This is a genomic window from Diaminobutyricibacter sp. McL0608 (genome assembly GCF_039613825.1).
Taxonomy (GTDB): Bacteria; Actinomycetota; Actinomycetes; order Actinomycetales; family Microbacteriaceae; genus Diaminobutyricibacter.
In genome coordinates this window covers 1,313,369-1,335,633 of record NZ_CP154826.1, presented here as the reverse complement: position 1 = coordinate 1,335,633, position 22,265 = coordinate 1,313,369, and the positions used below count along the sequence as shown (strand labels likewise).

The 22,265-nt window shown below is 67.9% G+C and carries 14 protein-coding genes, 1 tRNA gene and 1 pseudogene; 7 read left to right on the top strand and 9 right to left on the bottom strand.

Annotated features, from left to right (window positions below):
• Positions 1-40: 40 nt before the first annotated feature.
• A tRNA-Met gene (locus AAYO93_RS06165) sits at positions 41-114 on the top strand.
• Positions 115-210: 96 nt separating this feature from the next.
• On the top strand, positions 211-876 hold the full coding sequence (locus tag AAYO93_RS06160; RefSeq protein ID WP_345764121.1) for an NUDIX domain-containing protein: 666 nt from the start codon (positions 211-213) through the stop codon (positions 874-876).
• On the opposite strand, the gene AAYO93_RS06155 is transcribed toward AAYO93_RS06160, so the two are convergent.
• A complete protein-coding gene (locus AAYO93_RS06155; RefSeq protein ID WP_345764120.1) occupies positions 860-1,432 on the bottom strand; it encodes a PASTA domain-containing protein in 573 nt (190 codons plus the stop codon). The genes AAYO93_RS06160 and AAYO93_RS06155 overlap by 17 nt on opposite strands.
• Positions 1,433-1,637: 205 nt before the next feature.
• On the opposite strand from AAYO93_RS06155, the gene AAYO93_RS06150 reads away from it, so the two are divergent.
• Positions 1,638-2,039 carry an SHOCT domain-containing protein gene (locus tag AAYO93_RS06150; RefSeq protein ID WP_345764119.1) on the top strand — a complete coding sequence of 134 codons (402 nt, stop codon included), beginning with the start codon at positions 1,638-1,640 and terminating at the stop codon, positions 2,037-2,039.
• A 158-nt stretch (positions 2,040-2,197) separates the two neighbouring features.
• Entirely contained in the window at positions 2,198-3,337 is a 1,140-nt protein-coding gene (locus tag AAYO93_RS06145) for an ROK family transcriptional regulator (protein ID WP_345764118.1), read from the top strand.
• Between the two features lie 42 nt (positions 3,338-3,379).
• On the opposite strand, the gene AAYO93_RS06140 is transcribed toward AAYO93_RS06145, so the two are convergent.
• The 4 genes from AAYO93_RS06140 to AAYO93_RS06125 form a co-directional block, all read right to left on the bottom strand.
• A complete protein-coding gene (locus tag AAYO93_RS06140) occupies positions 3,380-3,910 on the bottom strand; it encodes a hypothetical protein (protein WP_345764117.1) in 531 nt (176 codons plus the stop codon).
• On the bottom strand, positions 3,910-5,040 hold the full coding sequence (locus AAYO93_RS06135) for an ROK family transcriptional regulator (protein WP_345764828.1): 1,131 nt from the start codon (positions 5,038-5,040) through the stop codon (positions 3,910-3,912). The genes AAYO93_RS06140 and AAYO93_RS06135 overlap by 1 nt, the downstream gene beginning before the upstream one ends.
• Positions 5,041-5,348: 308 nt before the next feature.
• A complete protein-coding gene (locus AAYO93_RS06130) occupies positions 5,349-8,288 on the bottom strand; it encodes a UPF0182 family membrane protein (RefSeq protein WP_345764116.1) in 2,940 nt (979 codons plus the stop codon).
• Positions 8,289-8,404: 116 nt separating this feature from the next.
• Positions 8,405-9,544 (bottom strand): YlbL family protein, encoded by a 1,140-nt coding sequence (locus tag AAYO93_RS06125; protein WP_345764115.1) that lies wholly within the window; start codon positions 9,542-9,544, stop codon positions 8,405-8,407.
• 135 nt (positions 9,545-9,679) lie between these two features.
• Between AAYO93_RS06125 and AAYO93_RS06120 the strand changes: the two genes are divergently transcribed.
• Both AAYO93_RS06120 and AAYO93_RS06115 read left to right on the top strand, forming a co-directional pair.
• On the top strand, positions 9,680-11,023 hold the full coding sequence (locus AAYO93_RS06120) for a zinc-dependent metalloprotease (protein ID WP_345764114.1): 1,344 nt from the start codon (positions 9,680-9,682) through the stop codon (positions 11,021-11,023).
• Between the two features lie 121 nt (positions 11,024-11,144).
• Positions 11,145-11,981 (top strand): TOMM precursor leader peptide-binding protein, encoded by an 837-nt coding sequence (locus AAYO93_RS06115; protein ID WP_345764113.1) that lies wholly within the window; start codon positions 11,145-11,147, stop codon positions 11,979-11,981.
• Here the strand turns inward: AAYO93_RS06115 and AAYO93_RS06110 are convergent.
• Complete coding sequence (locus tag AAYO93_RS06110) at positions 11,872-13,611, bottom strand: ATP-dependent helicase (protein WP_345764112.1); 1,740 nt, start codon at positions 13,609-13,611, stop codon at positions 11,872-11,874. The genes AAYO93_RS06115 and AAYO93_RS06110 overlap by 110 nt on opposite strands.
• A pseudogene (nudC, locus tag AAYO93_RS06105) lies at positions 13,608-14,628 on the bottom strand (NAD(+) diphosphatase). Before nudC ends, AAYO93_RS06110 begins: the two are co-directional and overlap by 4 nt.
• 104 nt (positions 14,629-14,732) lie before the next feature.
• Here nudC and AAYO93_RS06100 point away from each other — a divergent pair.
• On the top strand, positions 14,733-15,809 hold the full coding sequence (locus AAYO93_RS06100) for a phosphotransferase (RefSeq protein WP_345764111.1): 1,077 nt from the start codon (positions 14,733-14,735) through the stop codon (positions 15,807-15,809).
• Here the strand turns inward: AAYO93_RS06100 and AAYO93_RS06095 are convergent.
• Both AAYO93_RS06095 and AAYO93_RS06090 read right to left on the bottom strand, forming a co-directional pair.
• Positions 15,746-19,072 (bottom strand): UvrD-helicase domain-containing protein, encoded by a 3,327-nt coding sequence (locus tag AAYO93_RS06095; protein ID WP_434056671.1) that lies wholly within the window; start codon positions 19,070-19,072, stop codon positions 15,746-15,748. The genes AAYO93_RS06100 and AAYO93_RS06095 overlap by 64 nt on opposite strands.
• Positions 19,069-22,182 (bottom strand): ATP-dependent helicase, encoded by a 3,114-nt coding sequence (locus AAYO93_RS06090; RefSeq protein WP_345764110.1) that lies wholly within the window; start codon positions 22,180-22,182, stop codon positions 19,069-19,071. The genes AAYO93_RS06095 and AAYO93_RS06090 overlap by 4 nt, the downstream gene beginning before the upstream one ends.
• Positions 22,183-22,265 lie beyond the last annotated feature (83 nt).

The window sequence follows — 22,265 nt, the reverse complement described above, 5'->3', positions numbered from 1 at the left end:
CGGAGACCTCGCGATGACGTGCTAGAGTAAATTCTTGTGCCGCGGGGTGGAGCAGCTCGGTAGCTCGCTGGGCTCATAACCCAGAGGTCGCAGGTTCAAATCCTGTCCCCGCAACAAAACGCAGGTTCTCCTGCGAGTGAAAGCCCGGATTCCACGGAATCCGGGCTTTCTGCTTTTCTTCTTTCTCATGGCAGGCGAAGGGAGTGCGTGATGCACGGTGCCGACGAACCGGACGCGCGAGGCCGCATCCATCTGGACCGAACGGGCCTCGGACTCGACCGCAATCCTCGAGTGGTCGTCACTGATGTGCGTCTCCTCGCCTCCGACTGGCACGTCCTCCGAACGACCACCATCGAATTCCAGCACGCCGACGGGCACTGGTCGACGGAGCGACGGGAGACCTACGACCGCGGTAACGGCGCGACCGTGCTCCTCTACGACCCCGAGAGACGCACGGTGCTCCTCACGAGGCAGTTCCGCTACCCCGCGTACGTCAACGGGCACCCCGACGGCATGCTCCTCGAGGCGGCGGCAGGCCTTCTCGACGACGACGATCCCGACACCGCGATCAGGCGCGAGGCCAGGGAAGAGACGGGGTTCGACATCGGCGCTCCCCAGCGCATCTTCGATGTATTCATGAGTCCGGGGTCGGTGACGGAGAAACTGCACTTCTACGCCGCGCGCTACCGCGCGGCCGACCGCGTCTCCGACGGCGGAGGCGTCGCGGAGGAAGGCGAGGACATCGACGTCGTCGAACTTCCGTTCGACGACGCGCTCCAGGCGATCGGTCGTACCATCGTCGACGCCAAGACGATCATGCTCCTGCAGTGGGCGGCTCTCAGCGGTCCGTTCGCCAGCGTCACGAACCGAGCGTGACGGTCACCGTCTTGTCCTTGACCGTGGACGGCCCGGGCAATGGCACCTGACCGACGATGTTGCCGAGGGTCCCCTGGGTGATCGCGGTCGGGTCGACGACTAGCCTGAGCTCGAGGCTCCCCAGCGCGAGCAGCGCGTCGGTGACCGACTTGCCCATGAGATCGGGGACGACGATCGGGCGGGCCGCCCCTCCCCCGGTAGCCGTGGTCAGCTTGTCCTGCGCCTGCTCCGAAGCCTTCGTCGAGAAGTAGTACGCGATCGCACTTCCGACCGACGCGGTGAGACCACCGATCAGAGCACTGGTGGTCGTCGCGTTGTTGCCGGCGATCTCGGCCGCGGTGAGCACGAGCAGTCCGACGACGAGGCTGACGGCGATCCAGCTGCGAACGACGCTTCGGTCGGCACTGTTCGACGCGGTGGCTGCACGCGGCCAGCCGTTGACGACGAGGAGCACACCGACGACGACCACGACCAGAATGATCGCCCCCGTCAGGGCCCACGGGGGCAGGCTTCCCAATGTCGTCGACGGGGTTGATGCCGCCCAAATCCCTCTCATGGTCCCTCCCAGGTGCTGCACTCCAGAGCATCGTCCTGTCGCCGGTGTCACGCATCGGAGTGATCTCCGATTTCGTCTGCGTGGCTGCACGGACCCGTCACATCAACGAAAGGCCCAGAAACAACGAATGCTGGCCGTCGCGTGCTCCTGCCCGCTAGATTCTGAACTGGGGCACGGAGCCCCACCAGAAAGGGGCACACGACACATGGACTTTTGGAACAACGTCTGGAACATCATCTGGATCTTCTTCTGGAGCTTCGCGTTCATCGCGTACCTGTTCGCACTCTTTGCGATCATCGGCGACCTGTTCCGCGACCACAAGCTGAGCGGGTGGTGGAAGGCGGTGTGGATCATCTTCCTGGTCTTCGTTCCCTTCCTGACCGCGCTGATCTACCTGATCGCGCGAGGGGCCGGCATGGCGCAGCGCAGCCAGAAGGAAGCGCGCGAAGTCCAGGCGGCGACCGACACGTACATCCAGCAGGTCGCGGGCTCCAGCAGCCCCGCTGACGAGATCGCCAAGGCGAAAGCCCTTCTCGACGCCGGCACCATCACCCAGGCGGAATTCGACCACCTCAAGGCGCGCGCACTGGCGCACCCCGCCGCATAACAATTGCACGGAAGGCCGCGGGATCGCCTCACGATCCCGCGGCCTTCCGTATGCTCGGCCGGGACCGTAGCCGCGTGTCCCGTGCGACCGACCGACAATCGAATCGGCATTCGCTAGGGTCGAGAGCGGGGCGATCGACCCGCATCGAGGAGCGGACAGTGGCAGAGGATCACGGCAAGGCGACACAGGCCGCCGTTCGTGAGCGCAATCTCACGAGTGCGCTGCAGCTCGTGTTGTCCGGCAACGGCTCGGCGACCCGGGCGAGCATCGCACGTCGCACCGGACTGACGTCGGCCACCGTGTCATCCCTGCTCAACGGCCTGATCTCCGAGGGCCTCGTCATCGAAGGACAGCGAGCGGAGAGCACCGGCGGCAAACGGGCGACGACGCTCCAGATCGACGCTGTCCGGCATGTCCTCCTCTCTGTCATCGTCCAGCCGGGACTGGTTCGCGGTGCGGTCGTCAATCTCCTCGGCGAGGACGTGTCCACCGTCTCGCAGCGCCCGCATACCGCCGGCGAGATCTCGGATGTCCAGGCCGTCGTCCGAAAACTCGTCGCGTCGACGCGCGCCCGTGTGGTCGCGATCGGCGTGCAGGTCCCCGGGATCGCCGACGGGCCGCTGATCCGCGAGAGCGTGCAGTTGAAGTGGACGGATGTCAATCTCGGCGATGCGCTCGCCGGAATCGTCGATGCACCGGTGTATCTCATCAACGACGCCGATGCCGAGGCGCTGGCCGACTACTCGAATTCCGACCAGTTCGGCGCCAACCAGATGTTCGTCTCACTGAGCACCGGCGTAGGCGCCGCGTTCATCGTCGACGGCACCCTTCTGCGCGGTGCCGCACACCGGGCGGGCGAGATCGGACACGTCCCCGTGCTCTTCGGTCCGGATGCGCCGGCCTGCGCCTGCGGAAACCGCGGCTGCCTCGAAGAGGTGGTCTCCGTGACATCGCTGCTCGGCCTGTCCCACGGCGCCGACCTGGAATCGGTCGATCTGGGCGCCCTCGCCGAGCAGCCGGAATCACGCGAGCGAATCGCGTTCGGCGCCAGGGTGCTGGCGCGCGCGCTGCTCCTCGTCGGCGCCGCTCTCGACGTCCCCAACGTGGTGCTGGGCGGCGCATCCCCCCGCCTGGGCGACGAATTCATCAGTCACGTCCGCGCGGAGGCCGCCCGCCACACCGTGCGCGCCGCAATGCCTCTCAGCTTCCGCTACGCGAAGACCACAGCCGCCCAACCGTTCCGGGGTGCCGCGCAGCACGCGCTGCACAGCGCGCTCGGCATCTCATGGGCGTTGTGAGTGCGGTGAGCCCGAACCCGGCAGCCGCGCTCTGACGCGGGTTCACGCCGCGAGAAGATCGCTCGTCAGCAGATCGACGAGCGCGGCTCCCCGAGCCGGGTCGTGCCCGAAGGTGGCGACATCCGCGTAGACGAGATCCTGGAGTGCCACGCCCATGTCGACGACCAGGACCGTTCGGCAGTTCGATCGCACATGATCGATCACTGCGCGCGCGTACGCGTGGCGATGGTTGTCTACGCCGAAGAGCACCACGGGCGTGCCGGTGGCGAGCACCAGTCGCGGGTCGTCGTCCTCGCCCACCTGGATGACAGGGTTGTCGTGCCACTGCGGGGTCGCCGACGAACCGGGCCGGCCCCACACCTCGGCGAACGGCACCCAGCGCGCCACCCCCAGCACGTCGTTGTCGACCGTGTCGAGACGGACGATCGTGCTGCGGCCCCGGAAGGCGGAGAACATACGGCCGGCTTCGGGAGTGTACGCGAACGATCGGGCGAGTTCGGGACCACGGCCGTCGCTCGGAGCGAACCGGTCAGGTCGGGTGCGAGATTCCGGGGAGCCGAGGAGCAAAGTCATCAGGAGACTCCAAGCTGCCCTGAGAGGACCATGACCGCCGACCCGCGCACGACGATGTCCCGGCCGAGATCCGTCATCCGGAGCGTCGCATCCGAGTGAAAGCCTGCCATCGTCCGATTTCTGATCGTCTCCCCGACCGCCTCGATCAGAGGTCCGTCGAGGAGTTCGGTCGGCCCACTGAGAACGACCTCGGAGAGGTTCAGAGCGCCGATGATGGGTGCGAGTGCGACCCCCAGCCGCTGTCCCGCCTCCCGAAGCACGGGTGCAACGGGCTCCCCAGCGATCGCCGCCGCAGCGACCCGCGACTCGAGACGGGGAACGGCGAGCCACGCTTCCAGGCACTTCTCCCGGTCATAGGGGGCTTCCGCTCCGTCGTCGGTCCCGACCATGACCTGGCCGATCTCGCCCGCGGCGAAGCGGCTGCCGAACACGAGCGCACCCGCGACGAGCAGCCCCGATCCGACACCATGACCCACTTTGACCAGCATCATGTCGCCGTCGGCGTTACCGAAGCCGTGCTCGGCCAGGACAGCGACGTTGGCATCGTTGGCGACGTGGACCGGGAGCGACGTGCGCTCCCCGACGATGCGCTGAAGTTCGAGCTCGGACCAGCCCAGGTTGGGCGCGGCGATCACGACACCGCTCGGGTCGACGATGCCAGGAGACCCGATACCGATTCCAAGGACCGGAGCCGTCGCGAGCGCGACGAGACGGTCGACCAGGTCGAGCACCTTCCGAGTCGCCTCATCGCCGCGGCTTCCGGCGAGCGGTACCTCGGCGCTCGCCAGAATCACCCCGTCGATGTCGAGGACGGCTCCGCGGAACACCGCATGCTCGCTGAGATCGACGCCGATGATCTGCGTCGCGGCGCGATTCATGTCGAGGAGGACTGCGGGCTTTCCGGGCCGGGCGTCGTCGCGCTGACCGAGTTCGACGACCAGCCCGTCGGCTATCAGCCCGGCGACCAGATCGGAGATCGTGACACGCGTCAGTCCTGTCTCACGGGCGATGTCGGCACGGCTCACCTGGCCGGACCGGTACAGCGTCTGAAGCACCAGGGAACGGTTGTGGGTGCGCGCGTGTTCCGGAAGCACCTTGGTCTTCGGGCGGAGGGCTCGCCCGGGAGCCATCCCCCGATCCAGAGGAATGGGACCCGTCTCGTTCAGCGCCGAACGCTGTCCTTGGTCGACCAGCTGCATGTTTGTTAGTAAAGTCGACAACTAAAGTTTTTGCAAGCATTTCTTCGAGCGCGTTGTGCTGAACATGCGAGATGTCCGCGAAATCCCCGGAACGACGGGGTTTGCTGGGATATTCTTCGTCGTTGAGAAGTCCAGACGGGTCCGATCGGCGCTCGGATCGCTGGAACGACTTTGTACAGGCGATGAACGAAAGTTGGGGTGCAGCCTTACGGCCACACCCCAACTGCTTCGTTCGATCTCTACTTCGACGGCGTCGGCGACGGGGTCGGCGTCGTCGTCGGGCTCGGCGTCGCCTGCGCCTCCGCAGCGAGCGCCTGCGCGACGGCCTTCTTGAGGTTGGCGTCCGCGATTCCGTAGGCTGCCCAGTCCCCTGCCTTCAGCGCCGCATCACGATCGAGCAGCGCCTGGCGTGCGTCCACGAGAGCAGCCTCGAGGGCGGCATTGCCGGTCGTACCGGTGCCGCCGGGTGACGTCGTCGTGCCGGTACCGCCTCCGCCACCTGCATTGGTATCGCCCGCTGTCGCGCCCGAATTGCCTCCGAAGAGCACGTCGAGCGCTCCGTCGAGGGTGTCCTGGAAGGCGATCTTGTCGCCGAACGCGACCAGCACCTTCTGCAGGAGCGGGTAGCTCGTCTCACCGGTCGACTTCACGTAGACCGGCTGGACATACAGCAGTCCCCCGCCGACCGGAAGGGTCAGCAGGTTGCCGCTGATGACGTCAGTCTTTCCCTGCCGCAACAGGTTCAGCTGTTGCGAGACGCCCGGGTCGGAGTTGAAGTTGTTCTGGACCTGGCCCGGACCTGGAACGGTATCGCTCGACGGCAGTGTGAGCAGCCTGAGTTTGCCGTAACCAGAGGCCTTCTGGCCCTTGGTATCGCCCGCGTCCGCATCGACCGCCAGATAGCCCTTGAGCACAGACCTGCTCGATTCCGTGGTCGCCAAGGGCACGAAGGTGGAGTACAGCGAGAACGAGGGCGCGGTCTGACCGGGCATCTGCATCGTCAGATAGTACGGGGGCTGCAGCGTGGGGTTGCTCGCGGGCGACACCGGGTCGTTGGGCGTCGTCCACGCGTCGTCTCGGGAGTAGAACGAACCCGCGTCCGTCACGTGGTACTGGCCGAGCACCGAGCGCTGGACCTTGAACAGGTCGGCCGGGTAGCGCACGTGGCTCAGGAGCGCGGCACTCATGTCGGCCATCGGCTTGACCGTGGTCGGGAAGATCTTCTCCCACGTCTTCAGGATCGGATCGGTGGAGTCCCACGCGTAGAGCGTGACCTTGCCGTCGTACGCATCGACGGTCGCCTTGACCGAGTTGCGGATGTAGTTGATGTTGTCGAACGGGTACGCGGGCTTCGGGGTCTCCGTGTCGGCGATCGCGTCACTCAGGCTGCCCACGTGCGAGTAGGGGTACTGGTCGCTCGTCGTGTACCCGTCGATGATCCATTTGACGCGGCCGTCGATGACCGCCGGATAGGCCTGCGAGTCGAGGGTCAGGTATGGCGCGAGCTTCTGCACGCGCTGGATCGGATCGCGGTCGTAGAGGATCTGCGAGTTGCTGTTGACGGCATCGGAGAGGACGATCTGCTCGTCCTGGAACTTGAGTGCGTAGATCAGCCGCTTGAAGATGTTGTCGAGCTTCGGTCCGCCATTGCCGGTGAACGTGGTGTACGTCTGCTGGGCGTTGTCGGCGCCGCCCGGATAGTCGAGTTCGACTGATTTCTGGCTGGTCGTGCCTCCGACGATCGAGTACTTGGGCGACTGCTGTCCGAAGTAGATGCGAGGCTCGTAGGCGCCGAGGGAGCCGGTGGTCGGGATGCCCGACTCGAGGAACACGGGCTGGCCGTCGGTCGATCGCTGGTTGCCGTAGGCGGCGACGACGCCGTACCCGTGGGTGTAGACGATCGTGTCGTTGTACCAGTTCTGCGCCGACCCCAGACCGGACTGCTGGAGTTCACGAACCGCGACCACCGCATCCTGCTCTTTGCCGTCGATCGTGTACCGGTCGACCGCGAGGTTGTCAGGGAAGGCGTAGTACTGACGGAACTGCTCGAGCTGACGGAACGACGGGCTCACCTGGGCAGGGTCGATGATGCGGATCTGTGCCGTGGTCTGTGCGTCTTCGCGCAACTGCCCCTGCTCGGCCGTCGTCTTGGCGTTGTAGGGGATCACGTCGATGTTCGACAACCCGTACGCGTCGCGCGTGCTGTCTATGCTCCGTTGGATATATGGAGTCTCGAGCGTCTTCTGGCTCGGGTCGACCTGGAACCTCTGCACGATCCACGGGTAGATCGCACCCACCACCAGCGCGGCGATGATGAGGAGGGCCGTGCCGACCAGCGGGAAGCGCCAGCGCCCGATGAACGCTGTCACGATGAAGAGCGCCGCGACGAAGATCGAGATCCCGGCGAGGATTGCCCGACCGGGGATCGTCGCATTGACATCGGTGTAGGCGGCACCGTTGACCATGTCATTGACGTTCGAGTCTGTCACCGTCGCATAACGGTCGAGCCAGATGCTCACGCCCTGGAGCAGCAGATAGAGTGCCGCGATGACCGAGATCTGGACGCGCGCGGCCTTCGAGATCCGAACCTCGCGTCCGCTGATCCGGAGTGAGCCGTAGAGGTAGCAGGTCGCCAGCGTCGCGAAGAGCGAGATGATGACGACGGCCGAGGCGAAGCCGACGAGGCCGCGATAGAACGGCAGGTCGAAGAGGTAGAACGAGATGTCAAGGTGGAACTGTGGATCGGTCTTGCCCGACGGCGTGCTGTTGACCCACATGAGCGCGGTCTGCCAGCGGCTGCCCGTCGATACACCGGCGAAGATGCCGAAGACGATCGGGATTCCGTACATCGCCAGTCGGCGCAGCGGCTCGATCACCTGCTGATAGCGGTCGAGCTGGGTGTTCAGCTTCGCGTACACCGGGCGGAGCCGGTATGCGAGCTGTATCGACAGCCAGAGCGGCACGGCCATTCCGAGGAAGCCGATGAAGAAGAGGACCGCTGCGGCCAGCCACTGCGTCGTCAGGACGTTGAGATACCCCAGCTGCTGGTACCAGAGGATGTCGGCGTACAGCCCGGCGAACACGAAGAACGCGATGATGAGGGCTACGACCACCCCCAGCGTGATCCAGATCGCTGCCCGTCGGCGCCCTGCCGGTCGCCCTGCTGCTGTTGAACTCACGTGCGGCCCTCTTGCTCTGCGTTGAAAGGTCAGAAACCCATCCTAGGCGCGGGACGCTTGGAGAAAGCTGCGCCTCGCGACGACTGTGGAACGGCTATGAAGGGGCTACGAACGGGCTACGATGCCGGGCAGGTGGGGAGGCCCGTCGTGCTCGCGTGAGACGTGAGCGCCTTCATCACGGCCAGCGAGTCGTCCAGCGTCTTCACCGCGAAGACCTTGAGGCCGGACGGGATGTGACCGGTCACCTCGTCGCAGTTGGACTGCGGTGCCAGGAACCAGCTGTTTCCCGCGTCCTTGGCCGCGTACATCTTCTGTCGGATCCCGCCGATCGGGCCGACGTTCCCCTCGTTGTCGATCGTTCCGGTGCCGGCGACATGCTCGCCGCCGTTGAGCTTTCCGGGCGAGAGCTTGTCGATGATGCCCAGCGCGAACATCTGTCCGGCGCTCGGACCTCCGACGTTGTTCAGCTGGATCATCACGTCGAAAGGGAAGGTGTAGTGCATGCCGGCGCCGATGCCCACGATGACGGTCGGGCCGCTCTTCTCCGGCGTGATCTCGACGGTGCTCGCCACCCCGTCGCGGACGATTCCGATCTTCGCCGGCTTTGCTGCGCCGTTGGCCTTCAGCAGGTCGCGGAGCGTCTGCACTCCGGGAACGTGCACTCCGTTTACTGTGATGACCTCGTCGCCGACCCGGAGCACACCGTCGGCCGGCGAACCCTTGATGATCTGCTTGACCACGACCTCCTGCGGATAGGTGTACCCGAGGTCGTTGAGAGCGGCCGCGATCGCGTCCTGCTGGGAGTCGACCATCAACTGGGCGTTCTCCTTGTCGCTCTGCTGCGTCGTGGTGCCCGGCGGGAACACGTCGTCGACGGGCAGCACGGCCTTGCTCGGGGTGAACCAGGCGGAGGCGACCTCGATCCAGCTCGGGAGCGAGTCCGGATTTCCGACGAGCGAGACAGTGAGCAGGTCGAGCGACCCCGCCGTCGGATACGTCGTCTGGCTCGGGATGGTGATGAGCGGCTTCGCGTCCTTCGACGGCGGGCTGCCGACCGGCTGGTCCGTGCCGAGCGTGTTGAAGACAGGACCCGGCTGCTCGATCACATAGGGAGCAGGCACGAGCGCGAGCACGAGGGTCAGCACGAGGGCCGCCCCCACGAACGACCATCCGACGATGACGCTGCGCTTCGGCCGAATGCGCTCCGGCGGAGTGCTGGGCTCGGGCCGGAGATCGTCGTCCGTGAAGAGTGTCACGCCTGTGCCTTCCTGATGTTCGCGACGGGCGGACACCCAACCCCTGAGCCTAGGCCAATTCCCATCCTGCTTCGAAGAATCACGGGCTAGCGTAGATTCTGCGGCTGAAAGGTTGCCAATACGAAAGGCGAGACGATGGCCGATGATCCCGACAAGGACCAGGACGACGAATTCCGCGACATGCTGCGCGAGTTCCTGTCCGGCAATTCGTCGATCGACCCGAGCCAGCTCGCGGGCGCGGCCGGACTCCCCAACGACCCGGCCAGCATCGCACAGCTGCTCGGTCAGCTTCAGAACGCCATCCGCAGCAACGGCGACGGCATCAACTGGGACCTCGCGCTCGAACAGGCACGGACGCTCGCCGGAGCGGATGCGCGTTCGACAGAGCCCGCCGAGCGCGCGGCACTCGAGCAGGCGTTCCACGTCGCCGCGCTGTGGCTCGACGGAGTCACCAGCGTCGCAGAACTGACCACGCAGCCGCAGCTCATCGGACGGGTCGAGTGGGCGCGCCAGACCATGCCGCTCTGGACCCAGCTCGCCGAGCCGGTCGCGCTCAGCATTTCGGACGCTCTCACCCAGGTGCTCAAAGAGCAGGCGCCGGAGGAGATGCAGGGGATGCTGGCGAACGCCGGCCAGATCATGCGCTCGATCGGCGGCGCCCTCTTCGCGATGCAGCTCGGGCAGGTCGTCGGCCAGCTCGCGAAGGAGGTCGTCTCAGGCGGCGACATCGGAATCCCCCTTCTCGAGGACGGCCATGCGGCCCTCCTGCCGCAGAACGTCGCCGAGTTCGGCGACGGGCTCGACATCCCCGAAGACCAGGTCCAGCTGTACCTGGCCGTCCGCGAACTCGCCCACGCCCGCCTGTTCCGTCACGCGAAATGGCTTCGCCTCCAGCTGCTCACCTCGATCACCGAGTTCGCGAAAGGCATCACGATCGACACGAGCCGGCTCGAAGAACTCGCGGAGAGCTTCGACCCCGCGAATCCGGAAGAACTCCGTGAGGCGATGGTCAGCGGTGCGCTGATCCCACCGAAGACCGAGGCGCAGCAGGCTGCGCTCGCCCGGCTCGAGACCGTGCTCGCGCTGGTCGAAGGGTGGGTCGACGTGGTCACGGCGGAGGCGACGAAGCTGCTTCCGAAGGCCGACGCCATCGCCGAGACGGTGCGGAGGCGCCGCGCTTCTGGCGGTCCCGCCGAGTCGGCGTTCGCGACCCTCGTCGGGCTCGAACTCCGCCCGCGCCGCCTGCGCGAAGCCGCTGCGATGTGGAAGGCGGTGAGCGAGGCGGCCGGCGCCGAGGGACGCGACCGGCTGTGGTCGCATCCCGACCTGATGCCCACCGGGGCCGATCTCGACGACCCGTCGGCGCTGGTCGCACGCCTCACCGCCGAGGCGAGCGGTGAGGAGCCGGAGTACGACGCGGTGGACCAGGCGTTGGAAGACCTTCTCCGGGGCGATACGGAGCGTCCGACCGAGGAGTAGGCCCTCGCGAGCGCAGCTCGCTCGGCGCTGGGGTCGCACGATTGCGACGCAATCGCCCTAGCTCCACCGCGCTTGTGGAGAGATTCTGCGGCGAACATGCCGCGCGCGGAATGATGCAGGTGTGACCTTCACACTCGATCCCCGAATCCCGCGCGTGTGGCGAACGCCCACCGATCTCCAGTTCGGTGTCGACCGGTGCCTGCTGGTACTCCGCGACGTGACCACGGACGAAGAGCGCCTCCTCGCAGCCCTCGAGCACGGGGTGACCCGCGCCGGGCTCCTCGCCTTGGCGCGTTCGGCTCGCGCCTCGGTCGACGTCGATTCTCTCCTCGCCCGGCTCAGGCCGGTCCTCCGCGCTCCGCCGCGGTCGTCTCCCCCGGTCCGTCGTCGCGTGGCACTCGACGGCAGCGGCTTCACAGCGCGGCTGATCGGGAGCATCCTGCGGAGTTCCGACATCTCCGTCACCAGCGATATCGCCGAGATCGACCGGGTCGAGGCCGCGGTCATCGTCACCCATTTCGCTGTGGCGCCCGAGCGGCACGCACGCTGGCTCCGGCGCGACATACCGCACCTCGCGGTCGTCTTCGGAGACCGGAATGTCTCTGTCGGACCGCTCGTCGAACCCGGTCAGGGGCCATGCCTGTCCTGTCTGGAACGACATCGCATGGACGGCGATCCGGCCTGGGCGGCGCTCGCCAGCCAGTTGTCGGTCCGATCATCCGCGCTCGAGACCGATCTGGTGGGCACTGCTGTGGCGGCCCTCGCGTCGCGGATGCTGCTCTCCCGGCTCATCAGGGGCTCGCGCCGGTTCGCCGGCGCAAGCGTCCGTTACAATGGTGCGACGGGCGTTACGGACGTCGTCCGGGCACTCCCGCACGCGGAGTGCGGGTGCCGAGCTCTGCCAGGAACCGAGACGGCTGCCGCGGACCGCGCTGCTGGCCGCCCTCGGCCCAGCTGAGCTGCAGCCGTCGCCTGGCCCTGGTGATCCCGACGTACAACAGCCTGCGCTCCTCGTCGATCTGCTCGAACGTCTTCGCGTAGCTGATCGGTACGAGGCCTTCGCTGAGCCCGACGAGGTAGACCGAGTCCCACTCGAGGCCTTTCGCCGAGTGCAGGGTCGCGAGCGTGACCGCAGCGACCGTCGGCTCGTGCTGGCCCGCCTGACGCTCCATCAGCTCATCCGTGAAGGCCCGGAAGGTCGCGCCGGCGGGCTGCTGGTCGACCAGGCCCATGATCGCGTTCAGGGACTCCCAGCGATCGCGCACCGCTCCGCGAGCTTCGGGCGCGTCCTGGCTCCAGCCGAGCGAACGCAGCACGTCGCTGACCGACTTGAAGAGCGGCTCGCCTGTGACCGACACCGAAGCGGCGCGCAGCGACATCACCGCCTGGCGCACCTCGGGGAGGTCGAAGAATCGTTTCGCTCCCCTGATCTGGTAGCTGACGCCGGCATCGGCGAGAGCCCGCTCGAGTGCCGCCGCCTGCACATTCACCCGGTAGAGCACCGCGATGTCCTCGGGGCGACTTCCCGCTGAGATCTGCGCGGCGATCGACTGGGCGACGCCGCGCGCTTCGGCCGGATCGGACGCGTAGGACGTCGGATCGGGCGTTCCCGGCTCGGCGGCGGCACGATTCACGCCCCCGGCACCGTGCTCGGTGGCGGCGTGCAGGGTGAGCGCGCCCGGCCGGCCGCGCATGAGCCTGTTCGCGGCATCCACAACATCCGGGGTCGACCGGTAGTTCTGCTCGAGGCGCACGACCGTCGCGTCGTCGTACCGGCGTTCGAAATCCAGCAGGAAATCGCTGCGGGCGCCGGCGAACGAGTAGATGGTCTGGCTCGCATCGCCGACGACGCAGAGATCTCGACGGCCGCCGAGCCACAGGTCGAGGAGCTGCTGCTGGAGTGGGGAGACGTCCTGGTACTCGTCGACGACGAAGAAGCGGTACTGCTCCCGCACCTGCATCGCCACGGACGGCTCGCTCTCGATCATCCCGGCGCAGGCGAGCAGCACGTCTTCGAAGTCGAACTGACGTCGTTCGTCCTTGAGGTCCTCGTACGCCTGCTGAACGAGGAGCACCTGTTCGGCCGTCAGGGAGCCGGGCAGCGAACGGGACTCGATCCGGTGGGCGTACTGGTCGATGCTGAGTCCCGACACCTTGCGCCACTCGATCTCCGCGGCGACGTCCCGCAGTGTCGCCGTGTCGAGTTTGAGCCGGAGGCGCTCGGCGGCGTGACCGAGAAGCCTGGCCTTGCCATCCAGTACCGACGGCAGCTGACCTCCGACCACCTGCGGCCAGAAGAAGTTGAGCTGGCTGAGCGCCGAGGCGTGGAAGGTCCGCGCCGAGACGCCTCCCGCGCCGAGCTGCCGAAGTCTGCCTCGCAGTTCGGATGCCGCGCGGTTGGTGAAGGTGAGCGCCATCACCCGGTTGGGTGCGTACGCGCCGGTGGCGACACCGAACGCGATGCGGTGGGTGATCGCCCGCGTCTTGCCGGTGCCGGCGCCCGCCAGGATGCAGACCGGCCCGAGAAGAGCCTCGGCGGCAACACGCTGCTGGTCGTCGAGCCCGGCGAGCACCTGCTCGGGCGTCATCGTTCCCCGCGCGCTGCCGGCGGTTCGTCGAGCGGGCCGCCGTACCAGTCTTCGATGATCGCCCGGGCGATCGACGTGCGGCCGGGCAGGATGACGATGTCGTAGTTCGACCAGACCTCCTCGCGCGTGAACCAGCGGAGATCGAGGATCTCCTCACCGTCGGGTTCGAGCGCTGCCGGATCCTGGTCGTCGGCGATCCGCGCCGTGAACCCGACCATCACCGAGGCGGGGAACGGCCACGGCTGCGATCCGAGGTACACGGGATCGACCACACGCACGCCGGCCTCTTCGAAGATCTCCCGTCCGACGGCTGCCTCGAAGGACTCCCCTGGCTCGACGAAACCGGCGAGAAGTCGAGTACCGGTTGTTCTCCCACATCGCGTTCGAGCCGAGCAGCAGCCTGTCGTCGCGGTCCACGACGCTGACGATCACGGCCGGGTCCGTGCGCGGGAAGATCTCCGCCTCGTCCGTCAGGCACCGCCGGACCCATCCGCCCTTTTCGACGACGGTCGGATCGCCGCAGCGCGGGCAGTTCGCGTGCGAAGCATGCCAGTTCGCGATCCCGAGGGCCTCGGTGAAAAGGCCGGCGTCGCGGTCGCTGAGTGAGGTGCCGACAGTGCGCAGGTTCGCCCATCGCGCCTCGTCAGGCTCCAGCTCGGACGCCGCGGCGTCGGTCAGGACACTCAGCACGATCGCCGAACCGAGCGGAACGTCGGGCGTTGCGACGAGGGTGCGGCCGAGGTAGACCCGCACGAGCGCGGAGGTCACCCGATCGACGGGAAGAAGGTCGAGGGCGGCGGATGCGCCATCCAGCCCGGTGCCCCAGCCGTCCGACCCCGGAGTCGCGGCAGGGATGCTCTCCGCGGTCACCAGCGCACGGCCCTTCCACATCGGAAGGATCCGGGTGGTCGGCTCGTCCCAGAGCTCGTCGAAGAGGGCCGGTCGGGACCTGGCTTCGTGATCGCGGTCGACCGCTCCGCGCGACAAGGGAAGGTCGCGAAGGGCGGAGCGCGGCATCGGAGTCCTCTCACGAATTCTGATCGCTGTCGTTTTCGACGCGAACGGCTGGCAAGGCGTGGCGATCAACGGGTCCCGCGGATGTCCACTTTAACCTAGGTGCTATGGCCAGATCCCATCTCACTCTAGCCGCGCTGGCCACCTCGGCTGTTCCCGGGCTCGAGGTGTCCGGCACCCGCAGCTACACTGCCGGTGGTGCGGGCGACTTCGATTCCGCACTCCTGAGCGGACGCGACGGCAGCACGAGCATCATCCGGGTTCCGACGTCGCAGACGGCCGAGTCCGAACAGAGCGCCGACCTCGTCGCCCTCCGCGCGCTGACCACGGGAATCCGCAGCAGGCTTCCGTTCGACGTCCCGACCTTTCTGGGCCAGACTCCGGTAGGCGGAACGCGCGCGATCGTCTACAACTTCCTTTCCGGCGCCCACATCGACGTGGATGACGTACCCCCGGGCGACGGTCTGGCCGGCGCGATCGGCCACGCCATCGCAGCCATCCACACCCTTCCGACCGCTTTCGTCGGCGAGGCCGGCCTGCCTGTGCTGAGCGCGACGGAATGCCACACTTCGACGACGTCGCTGATCGAGTCGGCTGCATCGACCGGCCTACTTCCGAGCGCGCTCCGCGACCGGTGGCGCGACGCATCCGCCGACAGCGCGCTGTGGCAGTTCCAGCCCACGGTGATCAACGGCGCCATGACCGCCGACTCGTTCCTCGTCGAGGGAGAGTCGATCTCCGCGGTCCTCGGCTGGTCAGCTCTCCGGGTCGGTGACCCGGCACGTGACCTGCACTGGATGCTCGCAATGAATCCGGATGCTGCCGAGAGCGCACTCGGCGCATACGGGGCGGCACGTCAGGTCACCACCGATCGGCAGTTCACCCAGCGCGCGATGTTGTACGCGGAGCTCGAAGTGGCGCGCTGGCTGCTGCATGGTCGCGAGGTTCGCAACCAGGCGATCGTCGACGACGCGGTGGAGATGCTCGACGGACTCGTCGACCGGGTCCACACCAATTCCGCCAATCCGCTTGCGACGGCGACCGGACCGATCATGGCCATCTCCGACGTCGAAGCGATGCTCGACAACACCCCTGGCGACCGGTCGGCCGACGACTACGGTCACGCCGGTGGCATGAAACCGGTGACCGACGACCAGAGCGACCGCAGCTCGTCCTCTGAATAGAGTCGTTCGGGCCTGACCACCGCGTCGTCGGCGACGAAGTAGAAGACTGCGTCGATGCGTTCCGGTGCGATCCCCTTCCAGCGTGCGAAGGCGAGCCTGTACAGCGCTAGCTGCAGCTGCTTGCGTTCGAGGTCGTCGGCATCGCGTGGCGCTTTGCCGGTCTTCCAGTCGACGATCTGGTAGTCGTGGATCCCGTCGTCCGCCCGGTAAACCGCGTCCAGCTTGCACACGAGCACCTGGCCGGCCAGCACCACGTGGATCTCGATCTCGACTTCGTCCGGGCGTCGATCGGCCCACGCGCTGGCCGCGAATGTCCGCTGCAGTTCGTCGAGCTGCTCGGCCCCGATGGCGTCCCCCGCCGGGTCGTCGAGTTCGAGCGCTGAGGCATCGATCACGTCCGACGTTCCCGCTACGGTGCCGTAACGCTGCTCCACCCACCCGTGGAAGAGCGTGCCGAGTCGTGTCTGCCGGTACGGGCGCTCCGGCATCGGGCGCCTCAGCGCAGCGGCCACGCCGACCGGGTCGGTGACGTAGTCCTTGAAGCGGGACGCCGGGATGCGCGCAGGAAGCTCGACACGTTCGCCCGCCGCCCGGTTCGCCCGCTCGGCGAGCAGGAGGTCGATGTCGTCTGCGTAGACGCCGCCCCGGCCTCCACCCGTCGCCTGTGCGTCGCGAACCGCCTCGGCAGCCTGGACGACACGCGAGCGACGTGTTCCGAGCGGGTCGAGGGGCCAGGAGACAGTCCTCGTAGCGAGGGCGTACGGATTCTCGTCGGCGTCGTCGAGCTCGGGGAAGGCGTCGTCGGCGAGGAGCCCGGCACTCTGAAGTTCGAGAAGGAACAGTCCGGGTCCCCTGGGGCGCGTCTGTGTCGACCAGTACGAGCCGGTGAGCAGCAGGTCGTCCCGTGCGCGAGTCACAGCGACGTAGGCCAGCCGGCGTTGTTCAGCGGCGTGACGACCAGCGTTCTCCGCCTCGAAGACCGCGAGGGCCTCGTCGAAGTCCTTCTGTGTCTGCGCCGAACGCCAGCCGAGCACCGGCAGCTCGCTCGCGTCGCCGCGGAACTCGAACGGCAGCGCGCCGAATTCCAGCCAGCCCTTCTTGCTGCGGGGAGGGCCGGGAAGCTCCCCGTCGACCATCCGTGGCACAGCCACGATGTCCCACTCCAGCCCCTTGGAGCCGTGGATCGTCAGGATCTGCACCGTGCCCGGCTCAGGCTCCTCGCTTCTGGGCGCAAGATTGTCGCGCTGCTCCGCTTCGGCTAGCCAGGCCAGGAACGATCCCAGGGTCGCCTGGTCGTCGCTGGCCAGGTAGGAGGCGACCTGTTCGGCGAATGCGTCGAGGCTCGCCTGCCCGAGCTGCGCCGTCTCGTTCGCGGCGACCTCGATGTCGAGCATCAGTTCCTGTTGCACGAGGGTGACGAGGTCGAGGAGGTCGAGGCCCGCGCGCGACCGCAGGTAGGCGAGCTGGCGACCCGCCTCGCGCATCCGGGTCAGGCCTTCCGGACTGAATCCCGTCAGCTGCGAGTGGGAGTCGGGCGCCTCGACGACGAAGTCGAGGGCATCGACGAGCGACGCGGACTCCTCGCCCGCGACCGACTGCCGGAGCCGCTCCCGAACGGGTGCGTCGAGTTCACGGAAGCGGTGATCGCGGGCGGCGAGCCACGAAGCGACGGAGCGCAGCACGGCGATGTCTTTGGGCGCGATACTCCATCGCGCACCGGCAAGCACCCGGATGAGCTCGGAGCCGGCCGTCGGATCGTGCATCACCCGCATAGCGCTCAGCAGGTCGGCGACCACCGGTTGCTCGAGCAGGCCGCCGAGGCCGAGCACGTGGTAGGGCACGCCTCGGCGGTCGAGGGCGCCCGTGAAGACGTCGATCTTCTTGAGCGACCGGCAGAGCATCGCGGCACTGGGCGGCCGTCCGTGGTCGTCACGGCGTGTCATCCGCTCCGCGAGCCATTCCGCCACCGTCTCCGCTTCGTCGGCGACCGTCTGTTCGAAGCGCACATCCAGTCGCCCCGCCTCCGCGCCGGGTCGGGCCTCGAGGCGCTGGACGTGCACAGGCGAACTCGCCGACAGCGGGCCGACGAGCACGTTGGCCGCATCGAGCACACGGGTCGGATTGCGCCACGAGGTCGAGAGGGCGTACTCGGCCGCACCTCCGCGGGCGATCCCCGGCCTGTTGCCGGTGAAGTCGAGCGAGAACCGCCCGAGGTTGGCCGCGCTGGCGCCACGCCAGCCGTAGATCGACTGGTGCGGGTCACCGACCGCCATCACCGCCTGACCGCCGAAGAGCTGCGACAGTAGCCGGGTCTGCACGACCGACGTGTCCTGGTATTCGTCGAGCAGGATCACACGGTAGCGCTCCCGGTAATCGTCGATGACCGAGGGAAGCCGATCGCAGACCTGGAGGGCCAGCGCGACCTGGTCGGAGTACTCCACGAACCCCCGCCGCGTCTTCTCAGCGGCGAAGCGCTCGGCGAGGTCGAGGAGGGGCGGCAGCGATCCGACCATCGCGATGGCCGCCCGGACCGACGCGTAGATGTCCTTGACCCGCCCATTGCCGGTCGGGAGCTCGGCGACAGCACCGAACTTCGCCGTCATCGACTCGACGTCGCCTGCTTCGACGACGTTCTCGCTGAGGGCACGGCTCAGGGAGATCACCGCGCTGGTGACGACATCCACGCTGCGTTCGAGCTCGACCAGCCGCTCATCGGTGCTCGAGACGACGAGCCGGCGTGCGAGCTGCCACGCCGACGCCTCGCTGAGCACGGCCGACTCCGGCTCGCGCCCGATGAGCAATGCGTTCTCACGGAAGATGGCATTGGCGAACGCGTTGTAGGTGGCGACGTTGGGTGCTTCGAACGGGTCCGCGTCGAGCTCCACCAGCCCTGAGGCGACGAGCTGGTCGATGCGCCGGCGGATACGCTGGGCCAGCTCACCGGCCGCCTTGCGGGTGAACGTGAGCCCAAGGATCTCGGGCACCCTGACGTGGCCGTTCGCGAGCAGCCAGACGACACGGTTGGCCATCGTCTCTGTCTTGCCGCTGCCGGCGCCTGCCACGACGATCGCGGGCGCGAGAGGTGCCTCGATCACAGCCTGCTGCTGCGGGGTCGGGATGGGAAGGCCGAGCGCTTCTGCGATCTCGGCAGAACTCAGTCGTCGGCGTGACCGGGCGTCCTCGGCGAGCGCGCGCTCCACGAGGTCGAGCGGCGCATCGTCGACCTCCCACTCGAGCAGCCCGTCGAAGTTCTCCTCGGTCACGCGCTCACCGCCGGCACGAGGTGGATGCGGTACTCGAAGCGCGCGTGCGGGTCGCGTTCGTCGAGATTGACCACCCCGAGGAATGTGTTCGCCGCCATGCCGTCGGCCGCTGCCGCGACCCGCTCCCGCAGCCGGTCGAGCGCCTGTGCGTCGGGCGGGCCCTGGACGGCCTCACGGTAATTGCTGCCGCGCACTCCGGTCGCCACGTAGACGAGCTTGGCGCCGCCGGACGGCAGCCCCGCTGCCACGTCGAGGACGCCCTCCTCCTGTGCGAGCTGATACGCGCCGAGCTGGGCGTGTTCGGCGACCTTCGCAGCGCTCGGAACGTTCTTGCCGGTCTTCAGGTCGACGATGACAATGGTCCCGTCGGGTGTCCGCTCGATGCGGTCGATGGTTCCGCTGACGATGGCGCGACCGACGGGAAGCTCGAACGAGCCCTCGGATCCGAGCAGTGTCCCACCTCCCCGGTCGAAGTCACGCAGGTAGTCGGCGAGTCCGTCCGCGAGCCGGCGCGTTCGCCGCTTCTCCTTCTCTTCGAGCCACGGGGACTCGAACTGCAGCTCCGACCACCGCGCCTCGATGCCGGCCCAGATGTGCTGGACGCTCACATCATCGGAACCGTCGGTGGTCACCTGTTCCATGACCGCGTGCACCACGGTTCCGATGCCGGCGGCCAGACCGCTCGGCGATGACGCCATCGCGTCCACGAACCAGGCCAGCGGCGACTTCTCGAACGTCTCGAGCCTCGACGGCGAGACGCGCACGTGCGCCTCGGGGTCTGAGAGGTCGACCAGGGGTTCCTCCGTCGACGGCTCGCGCAGCCCGTACCAGTCGCTCGGATCGGCGCCGGGAACATCCGCAGCCGCAAGCCGCGCGAGCGCGTCGACGGCATCCGGCGAGCCGCTGGTGACGGCGCGGCGACGGAGCCTGCCGACCATACCGCGGAGAGAGAGCGGATGTGTCGCATCGTCGTCGTCGTCTTCAGCCAGCTCGCCTGCGAGCCGGAGGAGAGGCGACGGCTGCTCCTCGTCGTTCGCAGTGGCCGTGAGGATGACCTGGCGGCGCGCACGCGACACCGCGAGCGCGAACATCCGCAGCTCGTCCCCCATCACCTGGGCTCGTTCGTCGACCGTCGTCGACTCGATCCCGGCAACCGCGTCGGCGAGTTTCTGCGGGTGGAGCAGCGACCCGCGCAACCGCAGGTTCGGCCAGACGCTCTCCTGAAGGCCGGCGATCGCCACGACCTCGTATTCCGCTCCGATCGTGGCGCTCGGGGTTCCGACGAGGACCGCGTCGGCACTGGTCTGCGCGGCCAGCGTGTCCTCGGGCACCTCGGCCCCGAGCAGTTCCTCGACGAAGACCGAGGCCGGGCTCTCCGGGTAGCGCTCGACGAAGCGCCGTGCTGCCGTGAAGAGCGCGACGACCCCGTCGAGATGCCGGTTCGCCTCGTCGGCCACGATCCCGGCGCGCTCCGACTGCTCGAGCCAGCGCCGCGCGAGCCCGCTCCGCTCCCAGGCGTGCCAGAGCAGCTCTTCGATCGTGGCGCCGTCTCCGGCTCGGGATCGTCCGGCGGCGAGAGTCTCCGCCAGTCTGGTCGCCCTTCGCGCCGGTGCCGAATCGATGGTGGCGAAGCGTCCAGGAGCATCCAGCGCCTCGACCAGGAGTTCGTCGCCGGGCCGGTTGCCATCGCCCGCGAGCTCCTCCTGCCGCAGGGCCAGTCGCAGCCGGCGCAGACTCACACCGTCGAGGCCTCCGAAGGGCCCGAGCAGGAGTTCTGTGGCGACAGGCGCCGTCAGCTCGATCGAGCCCAGCTCGACGCCGACCTGGGTGAGGAGCTGCCTCGCGGCGAATTCGTCGCGCAGCGCGCGCCCTGCGACCGACGTTCGCGTGGGCACCTCGGCGACCGCGAGCGCGCGCGCCAGCCCCGGGACGAGAGCGCCGGAGCGCACCACGACGGCCATCTCGTTCCACGGCACGCCGTCGAACAGGTGGTGCTCGCGCAGACGTCGCGCGAGGCGAGCGGCCTCTGCAGGAGCGGACGGTGCCTCGATTCTGACGATCGCGGGCTTCACGGATTCCGGCCGCCCGGGCCCGGCCAGCCGCTGGATGCCGGCCGCCGCCGTGCCGATGCGCTCCGTTACGCGCGTCGTCAGTTCGCGCAGGGCCGGTGGCTGACGGTGCGCCGTGGTGAGCACGAGGCGGGCGACCGGGACGCCGAGCGTCGCCTCCAGGCGCCCGATCGCGGACGGTTCGGCACCTCGGAACGTGGTCGACGCGACATCGGGGTCGCCGAACGCCACGATGTCGACGCCACGGGCGGCGAAGGCCCGCAGGAGTGAGAGGGTGGCGACGGTCGCCTCCTGGAGGTCGTCGACGAAGATCAGCCGAAGCGTCTCGAGCGCGCCGCCGGCGGCGACGACGGAGACCGCCTCCGCGAGGAGCTCGGCCGAGTCGACGAAGTTACCGCGATAGCTGTCGACGACGCGCTGGTATTCGACGATGAAATCCGCGGCGGCCCTCCACTCGTCGCGGCCGGTCGCGCCCCCCAGCCGCCTGAGCTGCTCCGGGCTCACGCCGTGCTCGACGCAGCGTGCCATGAGTTCGCGGAGCTCGGTGCGGAAACCGCGGAGGGCGCGGACGTCGTCGACCAGTGGTTCGGGCCACGCCGGGCCTGCTCCGTCTTCGACGTGCCCGGCGAGGAGCTCGGCGATGATCTGGTCCTGCTCGCCGCCCGTGAGCAGTCGCGGCGGCTCGACGGCGGCGGCCCTCGCACGGTTCCCGACGAGCTGGAACGCGAGCGAGGTCGCCGTGCGCGCGAGGGGGCCGTTCGTGGGCACATCGAGCCGGAGGGCGATGCGATCGCGAAGCCGGGTCGCGGAGGTGCGCGATGCCGTGAGGGCGAGCACCTCGCCCGGCGCGTACCCGCGTTCCAGGATGCGGTCGGCCAGCGCCTCGACGAGCGTGGAGGTCTTTCCCGTTCCCGGGGCGCCCAGCACGGCGGCCGACTCGCCGTCGCCGAGGGCGAGCACGGCGGCCTGCGAATCGTCGAGCCGAAGATCGCCGGTGCCGGTGCCCAGTGGGGCAAGGGATCGGAAACCTCGTGTCGCCATGTCAAGAACGGTACCGGCGTCCGCCGACAGAGAACGTGACGCAGCGCCGTAGGCCGAGTGTCGTAGTCTGAACTCACATCCGC